This window comes from Mesorhizobium sp. M8A.F.Ca.ET.181.01.1.1 (assembly GCF_004792025.1).
GTDB lineage: Bacteria > Pseudomonadota > Alphaproteobacteria > Rhizobiales > Rhizobiaceae > Mesorhizobium.
In genome coordinates this window covers 768,092-784,327 of record NZ_SRTV01000002.1, presented here as the reverse complement: position 1 = coordinate 784,327, position 16,236 = coordinate 768,092, and the positions used below count along the sequence as shown (strand labels likewise).

Annotated in this window: 22 protein-coding genes, 1 tRNA gene and 1 pseudogene; 13 read left to right on the top strand and 11 right to left on the bottom strand. The window is 61.4% G+C overall.

Features of this window, described 5'->3' with window-relative positions; genetic code table 11:
* Positions 1-33: 33 nt before the first annotated feature.
* The 5 genes from EN824_RS12175 to EN824_RS12150 all read right to left on the bottom strand — a co-directional run bounded on the left by EN824_RS12175 (position 34) and on the right by EN824_RS12150 (position 3,277).
* The gene (locus tag EN824_RS12175) at positions 34-957 is read right to left on the bottom strand and encodes a cytochrome c (RefSeq protein WP_135915518.1); all 924 of its coding nucleotides are present in this window, start codon (positions 955-957) and stop codon (positions 34-36) included.
* Positions 958-1,004: 47 nt separating this feature from the next.
* On the bottom strand, positions 1,005-1,508 hold the full coding sequence (locus tag EN824_RS12170) for a hypothetical protein (protein WP_135932322.1): 504 nt from the start codon (positions 1,506-1,508) through the stop codon (positions 1,005-1,007).
* A 12-nt stretch (positions 1,509-1,520) separates the two neighbouring features.
* Positions 1,521-1,829: a hypothetical protein gene (locus EN824_RS12165; protein ID WP_135864186.1), complete on the bottom strand. Its 309-nt coding sequence runs from the start codon at positions 1,827-1,829 to the stop codon at positions 1,521-1,523.
* 291 nt (positions 1,830-2,120) lie between these two features.
* Complete coding sequence (locus tag EN824_RS12155) at positions 2,121-2,663, bottom strand: ATP-dependent Clp protease proteolytic subunit (protein WP_189343635.1); 543 nt, start codon at positions 2,661-2,663, stop codon at positions 2,121-2,123.
* Positions 2,664-2,773: 110 nt separating this feature from the next.
* On the bottom strand, positions 2,774-3,277 hold the full coding sequence (locus tag EN824_RS12150; RefSeq protein ID WP_189343634.1) for a ferritin-like domain-containing protein: 504 nt from the start codon (positions 3,275-3,277) through the stop codon (positions 2,774-2,776).
* Between the two features lie 186 nt (positions 3,278-3,463).
* On the opposite strand from EN824_RS12150, the gene EN824_RS12145 reads away from it, so the two are divergent.
* Positions 3,464-3,775 (top strand): hypothetical protein, encoded by a 312-nt coding sequence (locus tag EN824_RS12145; protein ID WP_127280082.1) that lies wholly within the window; start codon positions 3,464-3,466, stop codon positions 3,773-3,775.
* Positions 3,776-3,795: 20 nt separating this feature from the next.
* On the opposite strand, the gene EN824_RS12140 is transcribed toward EN824_RS12145, so the two are convergent.
* Together EN824_RS12140 and EN824_RS12135 are read right to left on the bottom strand one after the other, a co-directional pair.
* Positions 3,796-4,131 (bottom strand): low affinity iron permease family protein, encoded by a 336-nt coding sequence (locus tag EN824_RS12140; RefSeq protein WP_335930830.1) that lies wholly within the window; start codon positions 4,129-4,131, stop codon positions 3,796-3,798.
* Positions 4,132-4,216: 85 nt separating this feature from the next.
* A complete protein-coding gene (locus EN824_RS12135; protein ID WP_127280084.1) occupies positions 4,217-4,726 on the bottom strand; it encodes a pyridoxamine 5'-phosphate oxidase family protein in 510 nt (169 codons plus the stop codon).
* 178 nt (positions 4,727-4,904) lie between these two features.
* Between EN824_RS12135 and EN824_RS12130 the strand changes: the two genes are divergently transcribed.
* The 4 genes and pseudogenes from EN824_RS12130 (at position 4,905) to EN824_RS12115 (ending at position 7,696) form a co-directional block, all read left to right on the top strand.
* A complete protein-coding gene (locus tag EN824_RS12130; RefSeq protein ID WP_245512033.1) occupies positions 4,905-6,248 on the top strand; it encodes a phospholipase D-like domain-containing protein in 1,344 nt (447 codons plus the stop codon).
* Between the two features lie 438 nt (positions 6,249-6,686).
* A pseudogene (locus EN824_RS12125) lies at positions 6,687-7,229 on the top strand (alpha/beta fold hydrolase); the annotation flags it as partial.
* The gene (locus EN824_RS12120) at positions 7,202-7,528 is read left to right on the top strand and encodes a tyrosine-type recombinase/integrase (RefSeq protein WP_127280347.1); all 327 of its coding nucleotides are present in this window, start codon (positions 7,202-7,204) and stop codon (positions 7,526-7,528) included. The pseudogene EN824_RS12125 and the gene EN824_RS12120, both read left to right, overlap by 28 nt.
* 82 nt (positions 7,529-7,610) lie before the next feature.
* Positions 7,611-7,696, top strand: a tRNA-Leu gene (locus tag EN824_RS12115).
* A gap of 63 nt (positions 7,697-7,759) precedes the next feature.
* Here EN824_RS12115 and EN824_RS12110 read toward each other — a convergent pair.
* On the bottom strand, positions 7,760-8,047 hold the full coding sequence (locus EN824_RS12110; protein WP_127280346.1) for a PilZ domain-containing protein: 288 nt from the start codon (positions 8,045-8,047) through the stop codon (positions 7,760-7,762).
* A 211-nt stretch (positions 8,048-8,258) separates the two neighbouring features.
* Between EN824_RS12110 and EN824_RS12105 the strand changes: the two genes are divergently transcribed.
* The gene (locus EN824_RS12105; RefSeq protein ID WP_127280345.1) at positions 8,259-8,798 is read left to right on the top strand and encodes a J domain-containing protein; all 540 of its coding nucleotides are present in this window, start codon (positions 8,259-8,261) and stop codon (positions 8,796-8,798) included.
* Between the two features lie 22 nt (positions 8,799-8,820).
* On the opposite strand, the gene EN824_RS12100 is transcribed toward EN824_RS12105, so the two are convergent.
* Positions 8,821-9,399 carry an NUDIX domain-containing protein gene (locus EN824_RS12100; RefSeq protein WP_127280344.1) on the bottom strand — a complete coding sequence of 193 codons (579 nt, stop codon included), beginning with the start codon at positions 9,397-9,399 and terminating at the stop codon, positions 8,821-8,823.
* A 158-nt stretch (positions 9,400-9,557) separates the two neighbouring features.
* Between EN824_RS12100 and EN824_RS12095 the strand changes: the two genes are divergently transcribed.
* The 3 genes from EN824_RS12095 (at position 9,558) to EN824_RS12085 (ending at position 11,557) form a co-directional block, all read left to right on the top strand.
* The gene (locus EN824_RS12095) at positions 9,558-10,661 is read left to right on the top strand and encodes an NADH:flavin oxidoreductase/NADH oxidase (RefSeq protein ID WP_135864183.1); all 1,104 of its coding nucleotides are present in this window, start codon (positions 9,558-9,560) and stop codon (positions 10,659-10,661) included.
* A 349-nt stretch (positions 10,662-11,010) separates the two neighbouring features.
* Entirely contained in the window at positions 11,011-11,289 is a 279-nt protein-coding gene (locus tag EN824_RS12090) for a DUF982 domain-containing protein (protein WP_127280167.1), read from the top strand.
* 28 nt (positions 11,290-11,317) lie between these two features.
* On the top strand, positions 11,318-11,557 hold the full coding sequence (locus EN824_RS12085) for a DUF2188 domain-containing protein (RefSeq protein WP_127280166.1): 240 nt from the start codon (positions 11,318-11,320) through the stop codon (positions 11,555-11,557).
* A gap of 72 nt (positions 11,558-11,629) precedes the next feature.
* Here the strand turns inward: EN824_RS12085 and EN824_RS12080 are convergent, their stop codons facing one another.
* Together EN824_RS12080 and EN824_RS12075 are read right to left on the bottom strand one after the other, a co-directional pair.
* Positions 11,630-11,986, bottom strand: coding sequence for a hypothetical protein (locus EN824_RS12080; protein ID WP_245464481.1), 357 nt, complete (start codon positions 11,984-11,986; stop codon positions 11,630-11,632).
* The gene (locus tag EN824_RS12075) at positions 11,970-12,977 is read right to left on the bottom strand and encodes an alpha/beta hydrolase (RefSeq protein WP_245464480.1); all 1,008 of its coding nucleotides are present in this window, start codon (positions 12,975-12,977) and stop codon (positions 11,970-11,972) included. Before EN824_RS12075 ends, EN824_RS12080 begins: the two co-directional genes overlap by 17 nt.
* Before the next feature lie 257 nt (positions 12,978-13,234).
* Between EN824_RS12075 and EN824_RS12070 the strand changes: the two genes are divergently transcribed.
* From EN824_RS12070 to EN824_RS12055, 4 genes are all read left to right on the top strand, one after another.
* Complete coding sequence (locus EN824_RS12070; RefSeq protein WP_127280164.1) at positions 13,235-13,978, top strand: competence/damage-inducible protein A; 744 nt, start codon at positions 13,235-13,237, stop codon at positions 13,976-13,978.
* Positions 13,979-14,059: 81 nt separating this feature from the next.
* Positions 14,060-14,893, top strand: coding sequence for a universal stress protein (locus EN824_RS12065; RefSeq protein WP_127280163.1), 834 nt, complete (start codon positions 14,060-14,062; stop codon positions 14,891-14,893).
* 116 nt (positions 14,894-15,009) lie between these two features.
* The gene (gene gpt / locus EN824_RS12060) at positions 15,010-15,510 is read left to right on the top strand and encodes a xanthine phosphoribosyltransferase (RefSeq protein ID WP_127280162.1); all 501 of its coding nucleotides are present in this window, start codon (positions 15,010-15,012) and stop codon (positions 15,508-15,510) included.
* A 212-nt stretch (positions 15,511-15,722) separates the two neighbouring features.
* Entirely contained in the window at positions 15,723-16,211 is a 489-nt protein-coding gene (locus EN824_RS12055) for an NUDIX hydrolase (RefSeq protein ID WP_127869515.1), read from the top strand.
* Positions 16,212-16,236 lie beyond the last annotated feature (25 nt).

The window sequence follows — 16,236 nt, the reverse complement described above, 5'->3', positions numbered from 1 at the left end:
CCGGAAAGCAGATCGACCCGCGACGGTGGGGCCTTACGGATGCGGCGTGGCTACGGCCGACAGGGCTTTGATGTAGCGTGCGATCGCCCGACGGTCGCTGTCGGGCAACATGGCGGTGTTCTTCACGACGTCGGCCATGGACGATCCAACCCGGCCGTGATTGGGCGTCTCGCCGGTTTCGAGCATGGTGGCGATGTCATCCTCGGTCCATTCGCGCAGTCTTGCCTGGGTGATGTTGGGAACGAAGCCGGTTCCTTGCGGGTCGACACCGCCCGCAAACCGCGTATCCGGTTTGATCGCACCGAAAACGTTGCGCGCGGAATGACATTCGGCGCAATGAGAGACCGTTTCAACCAGGTAGGCACCCCGGTCATGCACGGGATCTCCAGTGAGGTGGCTGGCGTTCTGTCCTTGGCGAAAAAACATCAGCTTCCATAGCCCGACGGACCGGCGGATGCGGAAAAGAAGCTTCGGGCGGTGCGGCGGCGCGCGCCCGGCCACTTTGGGGAGGGTCCGTAAATAGGCGTACAGATCTTTTACATCCCCCACCTTCATCCCGGTAAAACTCGTATAGGGAAATACCGGATAATAATGCTCCCGCGAAGGCGAGACGCCGCCGATCAACGCGTTCGCAAGATCCGCGACCGTCCACGCCCCAATGCCGTCCACTGGATCGGGGGAGATATTGGGCGGCCGAAATGTGCCAAAGGGCGAGGCGAGCGCCAAGCCGCCTCCGAGTTTCAAATCATCGGGTTGCCCGGGAGTTGTATGACAGGAAGCGCAGCCACCCGCAGCGAAGACAAGCTGGCCGCGCGCTGCATCGCCGGCCTCAGAAAACAACGGATCATCAGGCGAATACGGCGCCTGAACTTCGGTCAGATACCACAAAGTGGCCGAAGCGAGCCCCGTGGCCGCCAGAACCGCCACAGCAAGTGTAGGCCAAGAGGGCAGTCGCATTGGGACTTTTCCGCCGTATCCGCGCACGGCCGGATCTGTGCAGGCCGTCAGCGATCAGCTGAAGGGCTCATCAGGGCCGGACTTGCTGGTTTTTCGTGGATCGACGGCGGCAGCCTCCCGCTGCAGGTCAGCGAAGTCGACCGTCGCCACCACCGTGCCATGTTCGTCGCGCGCACGCACGGCCATCCGAGCGGCGCTTCGCCCCGTGACAGTGCGTCTTGCCACAGGTCCTCGGCGGAGCGTTTGCATTCCTCAGCAGCTGCCTGAACGCTTGGAAACGACAAGCCGGTTACCGCGCGGATCCGGCCCTTTTCCTGGTATTCGAGGGTGTACAGGGACGCCTCCCGGTTGTTGGGCTCGGAGGGTCCGTTTGGGGCGCCGTCCTCGAATTGGGCCGCATGGAGCAGCATGACCTTGGCCCTCGCAATCAACTCGCCGTCGGACAGGGTCGTCGGGGCGTCCAGGGTCACTGCGATCTGTTCGCCTCCCTCGCCCTGGAACTCCACCACCGGAGTGCCGGCATGGTCGACAGTGGTAGCCACGATTTGCATGCGATCCTCCTGCTACATCTGGTCGTTGTAAAGCGTCTTGGTCTTGCCTACCTGCCGGGCCAACTCGCCGAATGACGGGACTCCGGCTTCGTACTGCCCCCGATTGGCCAACAACAAAAGCCGCAGCGGAAAACAGATCGCGTCCCGGTTGGCGGGTGACATATCTTCGTAAACGCGCTCATCGCTGGTTACGGAGGCTTCGGCCTTGCGCAAAGCCACATCGATGTCATCGACCGACAACATGCCGCGATGGACGAGCGCGTTGTTGATTGCCGCGACCGCCATCATTAGGCCTTCGAGTTGGAGGTTCGCCGCGTTCATGTCCGATCCTTGACGTAGGCGCCGGGCTGACGACCCGATTTCGGCGCCTTGGCGTCTTTCGAATGCTCTGAAATGGCCGGCCCAGCGCCGGAGACTTTCTCCGTTGCCGGAGACGGCGTGGGATGGCGGCTCTGCCTTACCGCCGAGCGAGACCCGGGGACCGGAGCGGCTGGGACCTTGTCTGAGGGCATCACGGGACTCCTTGAATTGGCCTATCGAAACTTCCTATGCGAACGGAGGTTCCACCGTCGAAGCGGCAGCATTCTGCGTGTCGGCCGTTACCAAGGCCCGCTAGCGTAGCACGCCGGCCACGATCCCCAACTCGAGAGCCTCCCTGGCGTGGATGTAACAGTTTTTGGTCGCCCGCCGATAAAGCTCATCGGGGCTGAGCGTGCTTCCGGCGACGAGTTCGGTGAAGCCCTCCTTCTCCAATTGCTCCGCTGTCTCGAGCAAAGCCAGCTGCTCGCGAATGATCTGGATGCAAGACTTCATCGGGCCGTTAAGGGTTATGTTCGTCTCCATGCGCCGTTCATGCACAAGCAGAACCGCGTCCTCGGTAAGGAAGCGGCACGGCTTCGGGAAAGCGGCAAACACAGTCACGCCAGCCGAGTAGACATTCGTCTTGCCGACGCAATAAGCATTGCGGCCGCTGTGGCGACGAAAGAGCCGGATCTCATGAGCTATGCGTCGCGCCGCGTCGGCATCGCCGCCATTGGTGTTCAGTTCCATCAGCATGTCCTGGCCACTATCGCGCACGTCTTGGAGGCGCCCAAGGAAGAAGGGCACCGTGCCCTCGTTGATCAGGCCGTTGATGGAAATGTTGGGCTCGAACAACAGCTGCCGTTGGCTCGGGCCCTGGCCCGACGGCATTGCCTCCTCACGTGCGCCCCGCTCGGGTCGCGCGTCTTCATGGATAGTCATGTAGCGTTCCTCGATCGAGCCAATCAGGCCGCTTCTTGCAGGGCCCTTTGATTGACGCCCGCATCACCGAGCTTCGTCAGCGCTTCATCCGTCGCCTTCTCTTCCTTGAGCGTCTGCTCCAAAAGCGGAACCGCATCCTTCAGGCCAAGCAGGCCCGCCCAGGTCACCAAGGTCCCATAGCGGGCGATCTCGTAGTGTTCGACGGCCTGCGCTGCGGCTGTGAGCCCGGCATCGAGGGCCGGCGCATTCTCGAACTCCTCCAGGATCTCCTGCCCTTCCTCAAGAATGCCGTCGATCGCGGGGCAGACCTTGCCTTGGGGTCGCTTGCCGAAAATGTCGAAGACCTGCTGCAGGCGTTCAACCTGGGCCTCGGTTTCATCCCGATGCTTCTCGAAAGCGGCGGTCAGTTCGGCGGACTCCGCGCCCTTTGCCATCTTTTTGAGGGCGGCGAGTATCTTGCGCTCAGCGTAGTAAATGTCCTTCAGGCCGTCGTAAAACAGGTCTTCCAAGCCTTTTCTTTCTGCCATCTCTCTCTCCTGCTCCATTGGGCGTGCCAGGCACGCTGCAATCCAACCACCAGGCTGCCGGTTTGTTCCTCGTCGGCGCCCTCTTTCTCGGCACGTAGCCTTCCGCCTTAAGCTGAGGTGGCTGGCTCACAAGGGGCTATTGGAACCATGATGCCGGGGAGAAGTTCGGCGGCAGGAGGTATCATCATGTTCCCGACCAGAAGAACGCCATCCGAAGATCGAGGCGATGTCCAGGCAGGCAAAACGCATGACAAGACGCCCGGCTTCGACCCCGCGGCAGCGCCCTTAGAAACAGATGCGGAAGCCGCCGACACACCGGGTATCGCTGCTGCGGCTCCCTTGCGCGAGCCGGATTTCAACAACCAGGCTACCTTTGCCAATGCAATGCGACCGGTGGAAAGCGCGCCGCGCCCGCGCCGGAATTGGCCGTTACTTGTCATCGCCGCGGTCGTAGTTGTAGCAGCGGCGATTTTCGGCATCGCCGCATCGATGGGCTGAACGTTCCGCACCGATCAATGTCAGCGGTCATTCTGTCGCCGCTTTCGCTCGGCTTCGATCTCTTCGGGTTCCTTGTCGTCGATCTTGGCTGTCGTGCTGTCCGCCTTCGCAGAGGCGCGCAGCAGCTCGTCGAGCTTAGCATGCAAGGCTTGAGTGTCCCGATGCTCGGCGCGCTGTATGAACAGCGTCATCGCCCAGGTCGCCAGCGTCGCCACACCATGCCAGTCGAGACTGCTGCGTTCGAAAACCAGCCAAAGTCCGGTGTACGCAAAAAACACCAGAAAGGCGTACGGTCGCGACGTCACCGTACCGATCTTGGTAATGGCGCTCCTCACTTGATTGTTTCCCATTGTCATCGATCTCGAACGTCGCGCTACAAAGTCGACGACTCATCAGAGGCAAGGCCGCTTCCGACTTCCGCAACAAGCCTCACCGGAACTTTCAGAGTTGCACCTTGGCATTGTCGCCGACATCGGGCTTGGCCCCGGAAACTGCGGCGAAAACCATTTTCGCGGTGGCCATGACAAGCCCTGGGCTGTCCCACAATTCGCCTTCGTCCGGCGTGACCTTGATAAGCCTAATTTCAGGATCGCTGGCGCTTTCCCACCAGGCCTTGTCGGTCTTTTCCCAGAGCTCCGCGATTTTGCCTCTGTCGTTTGTCACTGCGGCCGACCCCGAGATCGTAACGTATTTGTAGTGGCTGCTGTCGCTCCAGGCCAACGTTACCTTGGGATATTTCGCCAACTGCTTGTTCTTGGCGCTGTCGTCATTGACGAGGAAATAGATGGCGCCCTCTTCCCTCCTGACGCGCGCCGAGAGAGGACGGGCGCGATTGTATTCCCCGTCCCACGTCACAAACATGCAGATGTCGATATCTCTGGCGAGCTCCCAAATCCGGTCCGTGGCCTGGACCGGGGTCAGGTCGCTATCTTGCTCTTGATCGTGGGTCATCAGTTGTCCTTCGGAACAGGGTGATTTGCTACAACTCCGGGAGGGTCTCGGCGTTCCACTTCAATCGCCGAGCGATACCACGCGGACCGGAGCCAACCCGGCCCATTCCATCCGGGAACCCTCATCCCAATCGAGAGTTCTTGTCGGGCGAATTCACCGTTTGAACATGGCGAGAGACGTGCGGCCGAGCATCTTTGGAACGCGATCTGCTATCAGAAAGGCGGTCGCCGCCCGGACAAAGCTTGGTCGCTGGCTCGATAAACTCAAATATCTTGCGGTTGCCATCACTGCGGGTCTGGTCACGCTGGCGGCGATTAACCTGATGCCGAATCCACGGGCGCTGCGCACCATCGTCCCACACGTTTTCGATGCCGAGGATCCCGCATTCGCAAGGAGCATGAGCAGCTATTCAAACGGACAGATGTTCGATGCAAACGCCGTACAGACCCTGGTCAATGGCGACGAGATCTTTCCCGCGATGCTGCGAGCGATCCATGCTGCTCATTCCAGCATCGATATGGAAACCTACATCTACTGGTCGGGAACAGTGGGCTACGACTTCGCCATGGCCTTGGCTGCGAAGGCGCGAGATGGCGTCGAGGTTCGCGTGCTTGTCGACTGGGTCGGCAGCCTGCCCTTCGACGAAGACTTGATCCACGTCATGACCAGCGCCGGAGTGCGGTTTCAGCGTTATCGACCCGTCCATTGGTATACGATGGATCGGGTGAACAATCGAACCCACCGCAAGCTGCTCATAGTCGACGGGAAGATCGCATTTACCGGAGGCGTCGGGATCGCCGACAACTGGCTGGGAGACGCACGCAACCCGAACGAGTGGCGAGACACCCACTATCAGGTAGAAGGACCCGCCGTATCCGCCTTCCAGGCGGCGTTCGCCGAGAACTGGCTCGAGGCGGCAGGCGAAACTTTGCAGGGAGAAAAATTCTACCCGCCTTCTGAACCCGCAGGATCACTCAGCGCTCAATTGATCCTGGCTTCCCAGCCGAATGGTTCGGAAGACATGGAGTTGATGATGTTGGCCGCCATGGCTGCCGCCAAGGATCACCTGCGGATCGGAATGGCCTATTTCGTTCCGGACGACATTGCGATCCTGCAAATCTTGGACGCCAGGAAAAGAGGGGTCGCGGTCGACGTCATCGTGCCCAACTCGCTGACGGATGTCCCTATCGTGCGAAAAGGCTCGCGCTATTTCTGGGGCGAGTTGCTCAAAGCCGGGGTGCGCATCCACGAGTTTCAACCGACAATGTATCACCCCAAGCTGTTAATCGTGGATGATGTGTGGGCCAGCTTCGGCTCGGCCAACCTGGACGAGCGGTCACTGCGTCTCAACGACGAGGCCAATCTGAACATTTACGGCAAGGATTTCGCACAGACTCAGATCGATCTGTTCAACCAGGACCTTGGGCGGTCGAGGCAGATCAGTCTTGAAGAGTGGCAAGCGCGGCCGTGGACTGAAAAGGTGACGGATTGGTTGTCGAGCAGACTGCGCTCGCAGCTGTAGCGTCTGTGCAGACAAGCCGCACTAGTATGCCTCTGATCGAACGGGTGAGGCAGTGAACCTATGGCGAAGCATCTCTTCACGCTCAATAGCGCCTCATCAATGGCGATCGCCGGCCTTTGCCGCGATGCCCGTGCCGCAGTTGTAAAGGCTCTGCCTGGCGGCAAGCGGGCGGTGGAAGCCGCAAGAGGAGGCAGCGGATGGGTACGCATCCATTGTTCGCCGAATGGCCACTAACCCCGGCAGCAACTCTCGGATCATAGGTGCGCTGGGGCGCCTTCGAGGATGAAGGATTGTTGCGCCGCCAGCCAAGCACTGGGTCGGCGCGTTCGGATGGCATCTGCCGCACTACAGGGAGTTCCACTGCGCGAGCGGTCTGAACCATTTTGGACGCGGCGAGTTCCCTAACTGGAAACCCGGCTGCCTTCCAAGGATATGCGGATGTTCGAGAACTTCGTGCTCGAAACGATCGGAACGAAGAGTGGGCCGATACGGGTGAGGCATGGCGGATCTGGTCCGCCGCTGCTGCTCCTCCACGGCCATCCTCGCTCTCATATGACGTGGGGCCAAGTCGCGAATCTGCTGGTGGCCGATTTCAACGTCCTGTGCCCTGACCTTCCGGGCTTCGGGCGCTCTTACCAACCGAAGGATGACCCGGCGAGCCGATACTCGTCCAAACGAGCGAAGGCGAAGGCCTTGGTGGAGATGATGGAACGGTTAGGGTACCAGACCTTCGTCGTTGCCGGGCATGACCGTGGCAGTCTGGTCGCATTCAGGATGGCGATGGATCATCCCGACAGGGTGCGGAAGCTGATCACGGTAGACGGACTGCCGGTGCTGGAGCATCTGGAACGCGCCGATTGGACATTCGCCCGCGACTGGTACCACTGGTTCTTTTTCGCGCAGCCTGAAAAGCCCGAACGCGCCATCCTGGCGGGAAGCTCGGCAAGGATGCGCTGGTCTTCTGCACCCCGGATGGCGAAGCAATAGCGCCGTCTCGCGTTTCGGGAGCCTGGCGCGATACTATCGACCGCTTGAGGAAGCCAGCCGCGGAAGGCGCGCCAGCTACCATCGAGCTTCCCAAGGTGCGTTTCCATGACTTGAGACACACCCACGCCTCCGCCCTCATCGCTGGCGGGCTCGACGTGGTTGCAATTAGCCGCCGTCTGGGGCATGCGTCACCCGTCGTCACGCTGTCGGTCTACGCGCACTTGTTCAAGAGATCAGACGAAGGCGCGGCAGCGGCGATAGAAGCTGCGATGAGAACAGGCGCGGAACAGTAAACTGGCCGTCGGTGCCAATCCGGTGCCAAGTGAAAGTAAGTGGCTGGACCGGACCTCGCTTAAGTGCTTGTAATCGCAGCAGGCGGACGTGGCGGAATTGGTAGACGCAAGGGACTTAAAATCCCTCGATCTCTGATCGTACGGGTTCGATTCCCGTCGTCCGCACCACATTGAATATCGAACTGCGCTCCCTTGGCAGGCGCGCCCCTGAATATCAGGCCGGCTCCCCTATCATCTGACCTTCAGCGAGAAATTGCCGTGGATTTGGATGCCCAGTCGCTCGCCTTTTCTCCACCGCACTTCCGCTCGATAAGTCGCACCGTCCAACGGCACGCGCAGCCGGAAGCTAGCTGGCACTTCAACCCCCGCGGCGACACGCAACTCGGCGCCGTGCTCATGCTGATTTCTGACGGCGCAGCCTATTTCGCCATCCTGCGTGATTATGAACGCATCCTTCAAAACCACTTCTCTCAAGTGACTTCGACGCTCAATTGGCGGTTCAGAAGGTTTGTCGGTCATGGTAAGCTGCCTCTAACGAGCGAAACGCTATCAGACTAAAGTCTGCGGTGCAGGACGCAAAGGTCTTACGTTTTTGCTGAAGTTCCGTTGTTGTCCTTTGTACGTTCTTTACATTAGCAAATCGTGAAATATTCGGCTCTATAATCGTCGCCAGGCTTGCCCGAAACTGTGGCGGGGAGAGCCGAACAGACACGGTACGGGAAGGCCTGGTATGTTCGTCGACTTCTACGAAATGCTGGAAATCAGTCCGAATGCCAATTCGGAAACGATAGAACGCATTTTTCGTCATTTTGCCATGCGCTACCATCCCGACAACCAGGTCACCGGTGATGAATCGCGCTTCAGCGATATTCTCGAGGCCCACAACACGCTCAAGGATCCGGTCAAGCGTGCGCAATACGATATTCAGTACAAGGCCCATTTGGACCTGCGGGCCGGACTGACCGACGAGGCGAGCAACACGAAGAACCTCGATCGAGATTCCGTCTTTCAAGCCAAGGTGCTCTCACTGCTTTATGTAAAACGCCGACAGGACGTCAATAATCCTGGCATTGGCGACGATGAGCTCGAACGAATGTCAGGCTGTCCGCGTGAGCACCTCGAGTTTCACCTCTGGTATCTAAAAGCGAAGGGCTGGATAGCCAGAACGGAAAACGGCACGTTCGCCATCACCGTGGAAGGCATCGATCGCGTCAATTCCGAACATCATCGTGAGGCGGCCACCACCCGATTGTTGGATCACGCCGGCTGAATTGGTATCCCGCGGTCTCTGATCAAGCCGAGATCGGGTTCAGCTTCAGATGCTGGATCAGGATGATGGTCTTGGCATCGACAATGCGGCCGTCGGCGATGCCGGCCAGCGCTTCGTCGAGCGGCATTTCCAGGACCTCGATGTCCTCGCCCTCCTCCGGAGCGCCGCCGCCGGCCGAAATGCGGTCGGCAGGCGAATAGCGGGCGACGAAGAACCAGAGCCGCTCGGTGACGCTGCCCGGGCTCATATAGGGCGAAAACAGCCGCTCGATCTTGTTCAACCGGTAACCCAGTTCTTCCTCGGCTTCCTTGCGAATGGCCGTCTCCGGATCGTTTTCGTCCAGCAGCCCGGCACAGGCCTCGATCAGCGGCTCGCGGTGGCCGGTGACATAGGCGGGGTAACGGAACTGGCGCACCAGAAGCACGGTCGAACGCTGGGGGTCGTAGGGCAGGATCACCGCGCCGTCGCCGCGATCATAGGTCTGGCGGACCTGCGTCTCCCATTGCCCGTCACGCCGGCGATAGTCGAGCACGGTCTTCTTCAGGACCGCCCAGTCGTCGGAGAGAACCTCTTCCGAGCGGATACGAATGCGGTCTTCCATCTGACACCTCAATGCTTGCTGGCGGACGCAGGCGTAGCCGCGAACCGGTATAGGCGCAATCGGGCTAGCGATTGGTCCAGCGCGCTTCACCGTCTCGTGTGTGGTATGGAACGATGCCATTGCCTAGATAGCGCATTCCCCTTCCCGGAGTTTTTTTCATGTCGACATCGCTTTTCCAGCCGATCACGCTCGATGGGCTCACCTTCCCCAATCGCATCGCCGTGGCGCCGATGTGCCAGTATTCCGCCGAGGACGGCTCGGCCAGCGACTGGCATCTCTACCACTGGATGAACCTGGCCATGTCCGGCGCCGGCATGGTCACGGTGGAGATGACCGATGTCGAGCGGCGCGGACGCATCAGCCATGGCTGCCTCGGTCTCTATTCCGAGGACAATGAAGCAGCCGCGCGCCGCGCGTTGGACGCGGCCCGGCGCGTGGCCGCGCCCGGCACGAAGTTCGGCACGCAGCTGGCGCATGCCGGCCGCAAGGCCTCGAACCGCAAGCCTTGGGAAGGTGGCGGCCCATTGCAGCCAAACGAGGATCCCTGGCAGACCGTCTCGGCCTCGGCCATCGCCTACGACAACGGCTGGAACGTGCCGCACGCGCTGGAGGACGAGGAAATCCTGCAGCTCATCGAGCGGTTCGCGGAAGCCGCCAGGCGGGCCGAACGTGCCGGCTTCGACTTCATCGAACTGCATGCGGCGCATGGCTATCTGATCTTCCAGTTCCTGTCGCCGCTGTCCAACCAGCGCACTGATCGCTGGGGCGGCTCGCTGGAAAACCGGATGCGTCTTGTCGTCGAGATCGCCAGGGCGGTGAAGAAAGCGGTGCCAAAGTTGATGCTCGGCGCACGGCTGTCGGTGAAGGACTGGGTCGATGGCGGCTTTGACGTCGAGGACGCGATCGAAGTGGCGAAAGCGCTGAAGGCCGAAGGCATCGCCTATCTCTGCTGCTCGAGCGGCGGCAATTCGCCGTTGCAGAAATTGCCCACCGGGCCGGGCTATCAGGTGCATCTGGCGGAAGCCGTGCGCAAGGGCGCCGGCATTCCGACCCGTGCGGTCGGACTGATCGATGACCCGAAACAGGCCGAGGCTGTTATAGCCGAAGGCCGCGCCGATATGGTGGCTCTGGCACGCGCCTTCCTCGCGGATCCGCGGTGGGGATGGCGTGCGGCCGCCACCTTCAGCGAAAAGATCCATCCGGCGCCGCAGCTCGCCCGCTCGGTGACGACGATGGAACATTGGATGAAGGCGGCGGGCTGATCGGCCATTCTCCCGGTACCGGCGTGCTGCCGCTTGTGATCCCGGACGGTTCGCCAACGGCCTGCTTCAATTCTGGCTGCAAAATGTTGCGCTGGGTCAGGCTGCGGCGGGCGCGGCCGCGGCGGGACCGGCTGGGCGAATGCGCGCTGGCTGCGCAACGACTGCGGCTACTGAGACGCCAATACATGGCACCCAGAGGCATGCCCCGGGGCTGATCCGAGGGCGGATCCGGTCCGGGGCAACGCTTGCGTCACGCCGAGATCCAAAGCGCGTCACGGACTTGACGCGACCTTTGGGCGCAGGCCGACGGCCATTTTTGCAACCAAATTGGCTGCTTTGCGTTGCGGCCATGATGGACAACAAGCCTTTTGAGACGCCCGTCGTGGTCGAGCTTGGCCATGTCGGCAAATATCGCCATATCCGCTCGACCCAGGAGGCGGCGGAGTGCCTGATGACTGTGTGGCCGCTCAATCGCGGACCTCGTCATCGAGATGCCCTCGACACTTGCCTCAAAGTGCTGGAAGGATATCGTTCGACGGCGGAAGCGCGCCGGGCACTGATCGAGGCCGCCAAGGAATCGGAAGTGCTGGTGCCCGACGACCGGCTGCCAGACGACCGGTTGCATTGAGCAGGCGGACCTTTAACTGGAGGTTTTGATGGCGAAGCTGACTTACAAGATCGTCGAGCATGACGGTGGCTGGGCCTACAAGGTCGGCGCGACCTTCTCGGAGACATTTCCCACCCGTCAGGATGCGTTGCGCGCCGCCGAGATCGCTTCGGCCGAACAACAAGTGGCGGGTTCCACCGATGGCATCCAGTATGAGGACGCCGAGGGCAAATGGCATGAGGAACTTGCCGACGGCCGCGACCGGCCTCAGACCGAAATCTCGGATTGATATCCAGCCAGGCGCCAGCCGCCGACGCCAGGAAAGATGGCGTCCGGCGGCGGGCGACAAGCCCGCGGCTGGCTATTTGCCGCAGTACTGATCGTTGATGTTGCGCTGAGCATTGGCATCGGGGCCTGGAGTGTTTGAGGCACAAGGTCCGGCCGGGCCAGGATTGCCAAGGGTATTCAATCCGGAACCATCGCCGTTGATGCTGCCGGTGGTGCTCTGGTCGACGGCAGAGGAATCATCATTGCCGAACAGCCACCAATTGTGATGGTTGGGATAGGTAGCGTCCGACGACTGGGCCATCGCCGATGTGGCGAGACCGATCGTCAGGACGGATGCTGCGAAAAGTTTTCTGTACATTGAATTACTCCGTATCTTGGCCGCCTTGGGATGCGACACGGGGTAAACCCGGCGATCAGCCGGATGGTTCATTGAAATTGTCGTGAACCCTTGGTGATGCCGCATCTGAAAAAGCACGTCGCGCGATGCGTTTGATGAAGGCAACAACCCGTTCCGGCTCGACGAATTGCGGCATGTGGCCGAGACCGTCGACGGGTTCGAAATCTAGTCCTTCGACCTTTTCCCGCATCGGCTCGCCATGGACAGCCATGCCGATGACGCGATCGGCGCCGCCGAAGAGAATGCCGGCCGGCATGGCGATCTCGCCATAGCGGCGCTCGATGTGGCCGAGATCCTCCTCGACAGCCACGACATCGGTCGATGTCGCATGGTAGTGGCCGGGCCTCAAGCCGAGCCATCCGCCTCCCCCGCTCATATAGTCGCCAGGGACGGCTTGCGGCGCGAAGATGAAGTCCATCGTCGGCCGGGCATATCTGAGGCTTGCTGGTATCGCCACGGTATAGGCCATGAACCACCGCAACAGGCGTGAAGAAATGTACAGCAGGTCAAATCCTTGGCGCGTCCTTGTCTCCAGATGCGTCAAGGGCGCCAGCAATGCGATGCCTGAAATCGCATTGGGATGTTCGACGGCCAGGGTCAACGCGATGGCGCCGCCCAGGGAATGGCCCACCACCAACGGCCTTTCCAGTCGCAGGCTTTCGATGAAGCGCCTGATGATCTCGGCCTGCTCGGGCAAGCGGCCCGTCGCTCCGCTTGCCCGCGTCGAATAGCCCGAGCCCGGACGGTCGAGCGCGATCAGCCGGTAGCCAGGACCGAAACGGCCAAACACGGTGTGCCGGAAATGATGCAGCTGGGCGCCAAGCCCATGCACGAAGACGATCGGCCGTCCCTGCCCGACATCGACATAGTGGATGCGGTTGCCGTCGATCTCGACGAATTTTCCGACCGGCGGCACCAATCTTTCCGCTTTCGCCGCGATCCACAGCGTGGCCAGCAGCAGAGAGGCAAGCACGAGGATCGCCGCCAGAAACGCCGCGCCAAACAGCCAGAGCAGAATCGACATCAGCATTCCTCACCCGGATCCGAGCCGCGCACCTTACCCGCCCGCGATGGCGCCGCAAGGATGGACAAAACAGACCGACTTGGCGAGGCGGTCGTTCACAGCCCGGGTCCGAGAACAATCAGGCTTGTTCCCGTCCAGGCCAGCCAACCACTGCAATCCAGGTGATATCCGTGTATGCCGGGTCGTCCGCCATTTGGGCGGCATTGCCGCCGCTTGTCCGCCGCGCTATTCAGACTACGCGTCTGCCGGAGCCTTCCATGCCTGAAATCGTTACTGCCGCCATGCTGGTCATCGGCGATGAGATTCTGTCCGGTCGCACCAAGGACAAGAACATCGGCCACCTCGCCGATATCATGACGGCGATCGGCATCGACCTGAAAGAGGTGCGCATCGTACCCGACGAGGAGGACGAGATCGTCGCGGCGGTGAACGCCGTGCGCGCGCGCTATACCTATGTGTTCACCACCGGCGGCATCGGTCCGACGCATGACGACATCACGGCCGATTCGATCGCCAAGGCGTTCGGCGTGCCTTGCGAATACGATGCCAAGGCCTACGCCCTGCTGGAGGCGAGCTATGCCGCGCGCGGCATCGAATACACGCAGGCCCGCAAGCGCATGGCGCGAATGCCGCGCGGCGCCGACCTTATCGACAACCCGGTGTCCGTGGCGCCCGGCTTCCGCATCGGCAACGTCCATGTCATGGCCGGCGTGCCGTCGATCTTCCAGGCCATGCTCGACAATGTCGTCCCGACCCTGAGAGCCGGCACCAAAATGCTGTCGGCCACGGTGCACTGCCCGTTCGGCGAGGGCCTTGTCGGCGGGCCATTGGGCGAGATCCAGAAAGCGCATCCGGATACGATCATCGGCTCCTACCCCAAATATGGCGACGGCAAGTTCTGGACTGAACTTGTGGTGCGTGCCCGCAGCGCGGATGCGCTTGAGGCCGCGCGCGCCGACGTCGAGGCCATAGTGGCTGGCTTCGCCGACAAGGCGAACTGATCCGGCCGGGCCGGAACCAAGAACGGGGCTGTAACGTTTCCCTGCCGCGAGGCCGGTCGCTCGCAAGATTGAGGGATCATCATGCGTTTCAAGACCATCGTTGCCATTCTGCAGAATGAACAGGACGCCGAGCGGGTGCTCGACTGCGCCATTCCGCTTGCCAGCCGCTTCGAGAGCCATCTGATCGGCATCCATGCCGAGGCGCTCCCGGTGCCCTACACGTCGGCGACGGGCTTTCCCGATACGGAGTTCCTGCAGGTTTCCGCCGACATGAATCGGGAGCGGGCAGACAAGCTCCAGGCTGTCTTCCTCGGGCGGGTCGAGGATTCCGGCCTCTCCTTCGAATGGCGCAGCCTGGAGAGCTTCTCCGGCGACAGCGCGCTGACCGGCATTTCAAGCGTGCGCGCCGCCGATCTCATCATCGCCGCCCAACGCGAGACCGGCGGCGATCCGAGCGCGGACGTCGATACGCTGGTCTACGATGCCGGCCGGCCGGTCCTGGTCGTGCCGCATGCCGGTCCTCTCGTCACCACCTTCAAACGCGTGCTGCTCGCCTGGAACGGCAGCAAGGAGGCCGCCCGCGCCGCCTTCGATGCCTTGCCCTTCATCATCGAGGCCGAGAAAACCGACATACTGGTCATAGATCCGCCCGATACGCTCGACGAAAGCCCGGAGGCCGCGGGCGCCGAAATCGCGTCGGCCCTGTCGCGCCACGGCGCCACCGTCAGTGTCTCGGTGCAGAAATCGGGCGGGAGTTCGGTCGACGACATGATCCAGAACAGGATCGCGGAGACCGGTGCCGATCTCCTGGTGCTTGGCGCCTACAGCCACTCCTGGCTGCGCCAGCTTCTGTTCGGCGGGGTGACACGCACGGTGCTGCGCACGGCGCAGGTAGCGACTTTCCTGTCGAGATAAGTCCACAGCGATCGCGACCGCTCTCCCTTGCCAAACCCAAGGGTTTCCAGTTAATTCCGCGCGCATTCACCTGTTTTCTCGCACGCGGCCGCCGCGTGCCGTGGAGTGCGCGAAAAATGTCCCTTCCCGAAAAAGCCTTCCCGGTCTCCTGGGACCAGTTCCATCGCGACGCCCGCGCGCTTGCCTGGCGGCTTGCCGGCACCAGCAAAGGCCAGTGGAAGGCTATCGTCTGCATTACGCGCGGTGGCCTGGTCCCGGCGGCGATCATCTCGCGCGAACTCGGCATCCGCATCATCGAGACAGTCTGTGTCGCCTCCTATCACGACTACACCAGCCAGGGACAATTGCAGGTGCTGAAGGAGATAACGCCGGCCTTGCTGGCCGACGATGGCGCCGGCGTGCTGATCATCGACGACCTGACCGACACCGGCAAGACCGCCGGCATCGTGCGGGCAATGATGCCCAAGGCCCATTTCGCGACCGTCTACGCCAAGCCCAAGGGCCGGCCGCTGGTCGATACTTTCGTCACCGAGGTCAGCCAGGACACCTGGATCTATTTTCCCTGGGACATGGGTTTCACCTATCAAAAGCCGATCGCCGACGATCACGCCGGTTGATTCGCGGCAAGCCGTTTTTTCCCCAATCAGGCCGTCGCCGGCGATAATATTTGCTTGCGTAGACTGATCCGCCGACAAGATATCCTGTGAAATCGACCTCTGTTGACGGGAATCAGCCAGCTTGACCAAAGTTTTTACTTTTATTGGTCACAATTAGCCGTAAGATTCGTGAGACGGCAAACGATTCTGGAGGCTTGGGGCTAGCTTCTCCGATGTTGACACGGCCAACCACACACAACCACCTGGCTGAGAGGGTCCGGCGACTCTTTGGTACGGCGCCGTGTCGTCTGCAGGTTGCCGCCCTGCCCTGGCGCGATGCCGGGAACGGCGTCGAGGTCATGCTGATCACCAGCCGCGATACCGGCCGCTGGGTGCTTCCAAAAGGCTGGCCGGAAGCTCGGGAGCCGCTCTGCGAAGCGGCAGCGCGCGAGGCCGCCGAGGAAGCGGGACTGCGCGGAAACATTTCCCACCTCGAAGCCGGCCGCTATTTCTACGCCAAGGTGCTGGCTTCGGGCGAAGAAGTGCCTTGCGAGGTGCTGGTGTATCCGCTGCACGTCGACAAGGTCGCCGACCGCTGGAAGGAAAAGCACTCCCGCATCCGCAAATGGGTCAATTCCAGCGAAGCGGTGCGCATGGTCAATGAACCGGACCTGTGTCAGATCATCGCCTATTTCTGCGCCGACCCACGCAGGTTCTCCTAGGGCGCAGGCCCTCCACCCCGTGCGT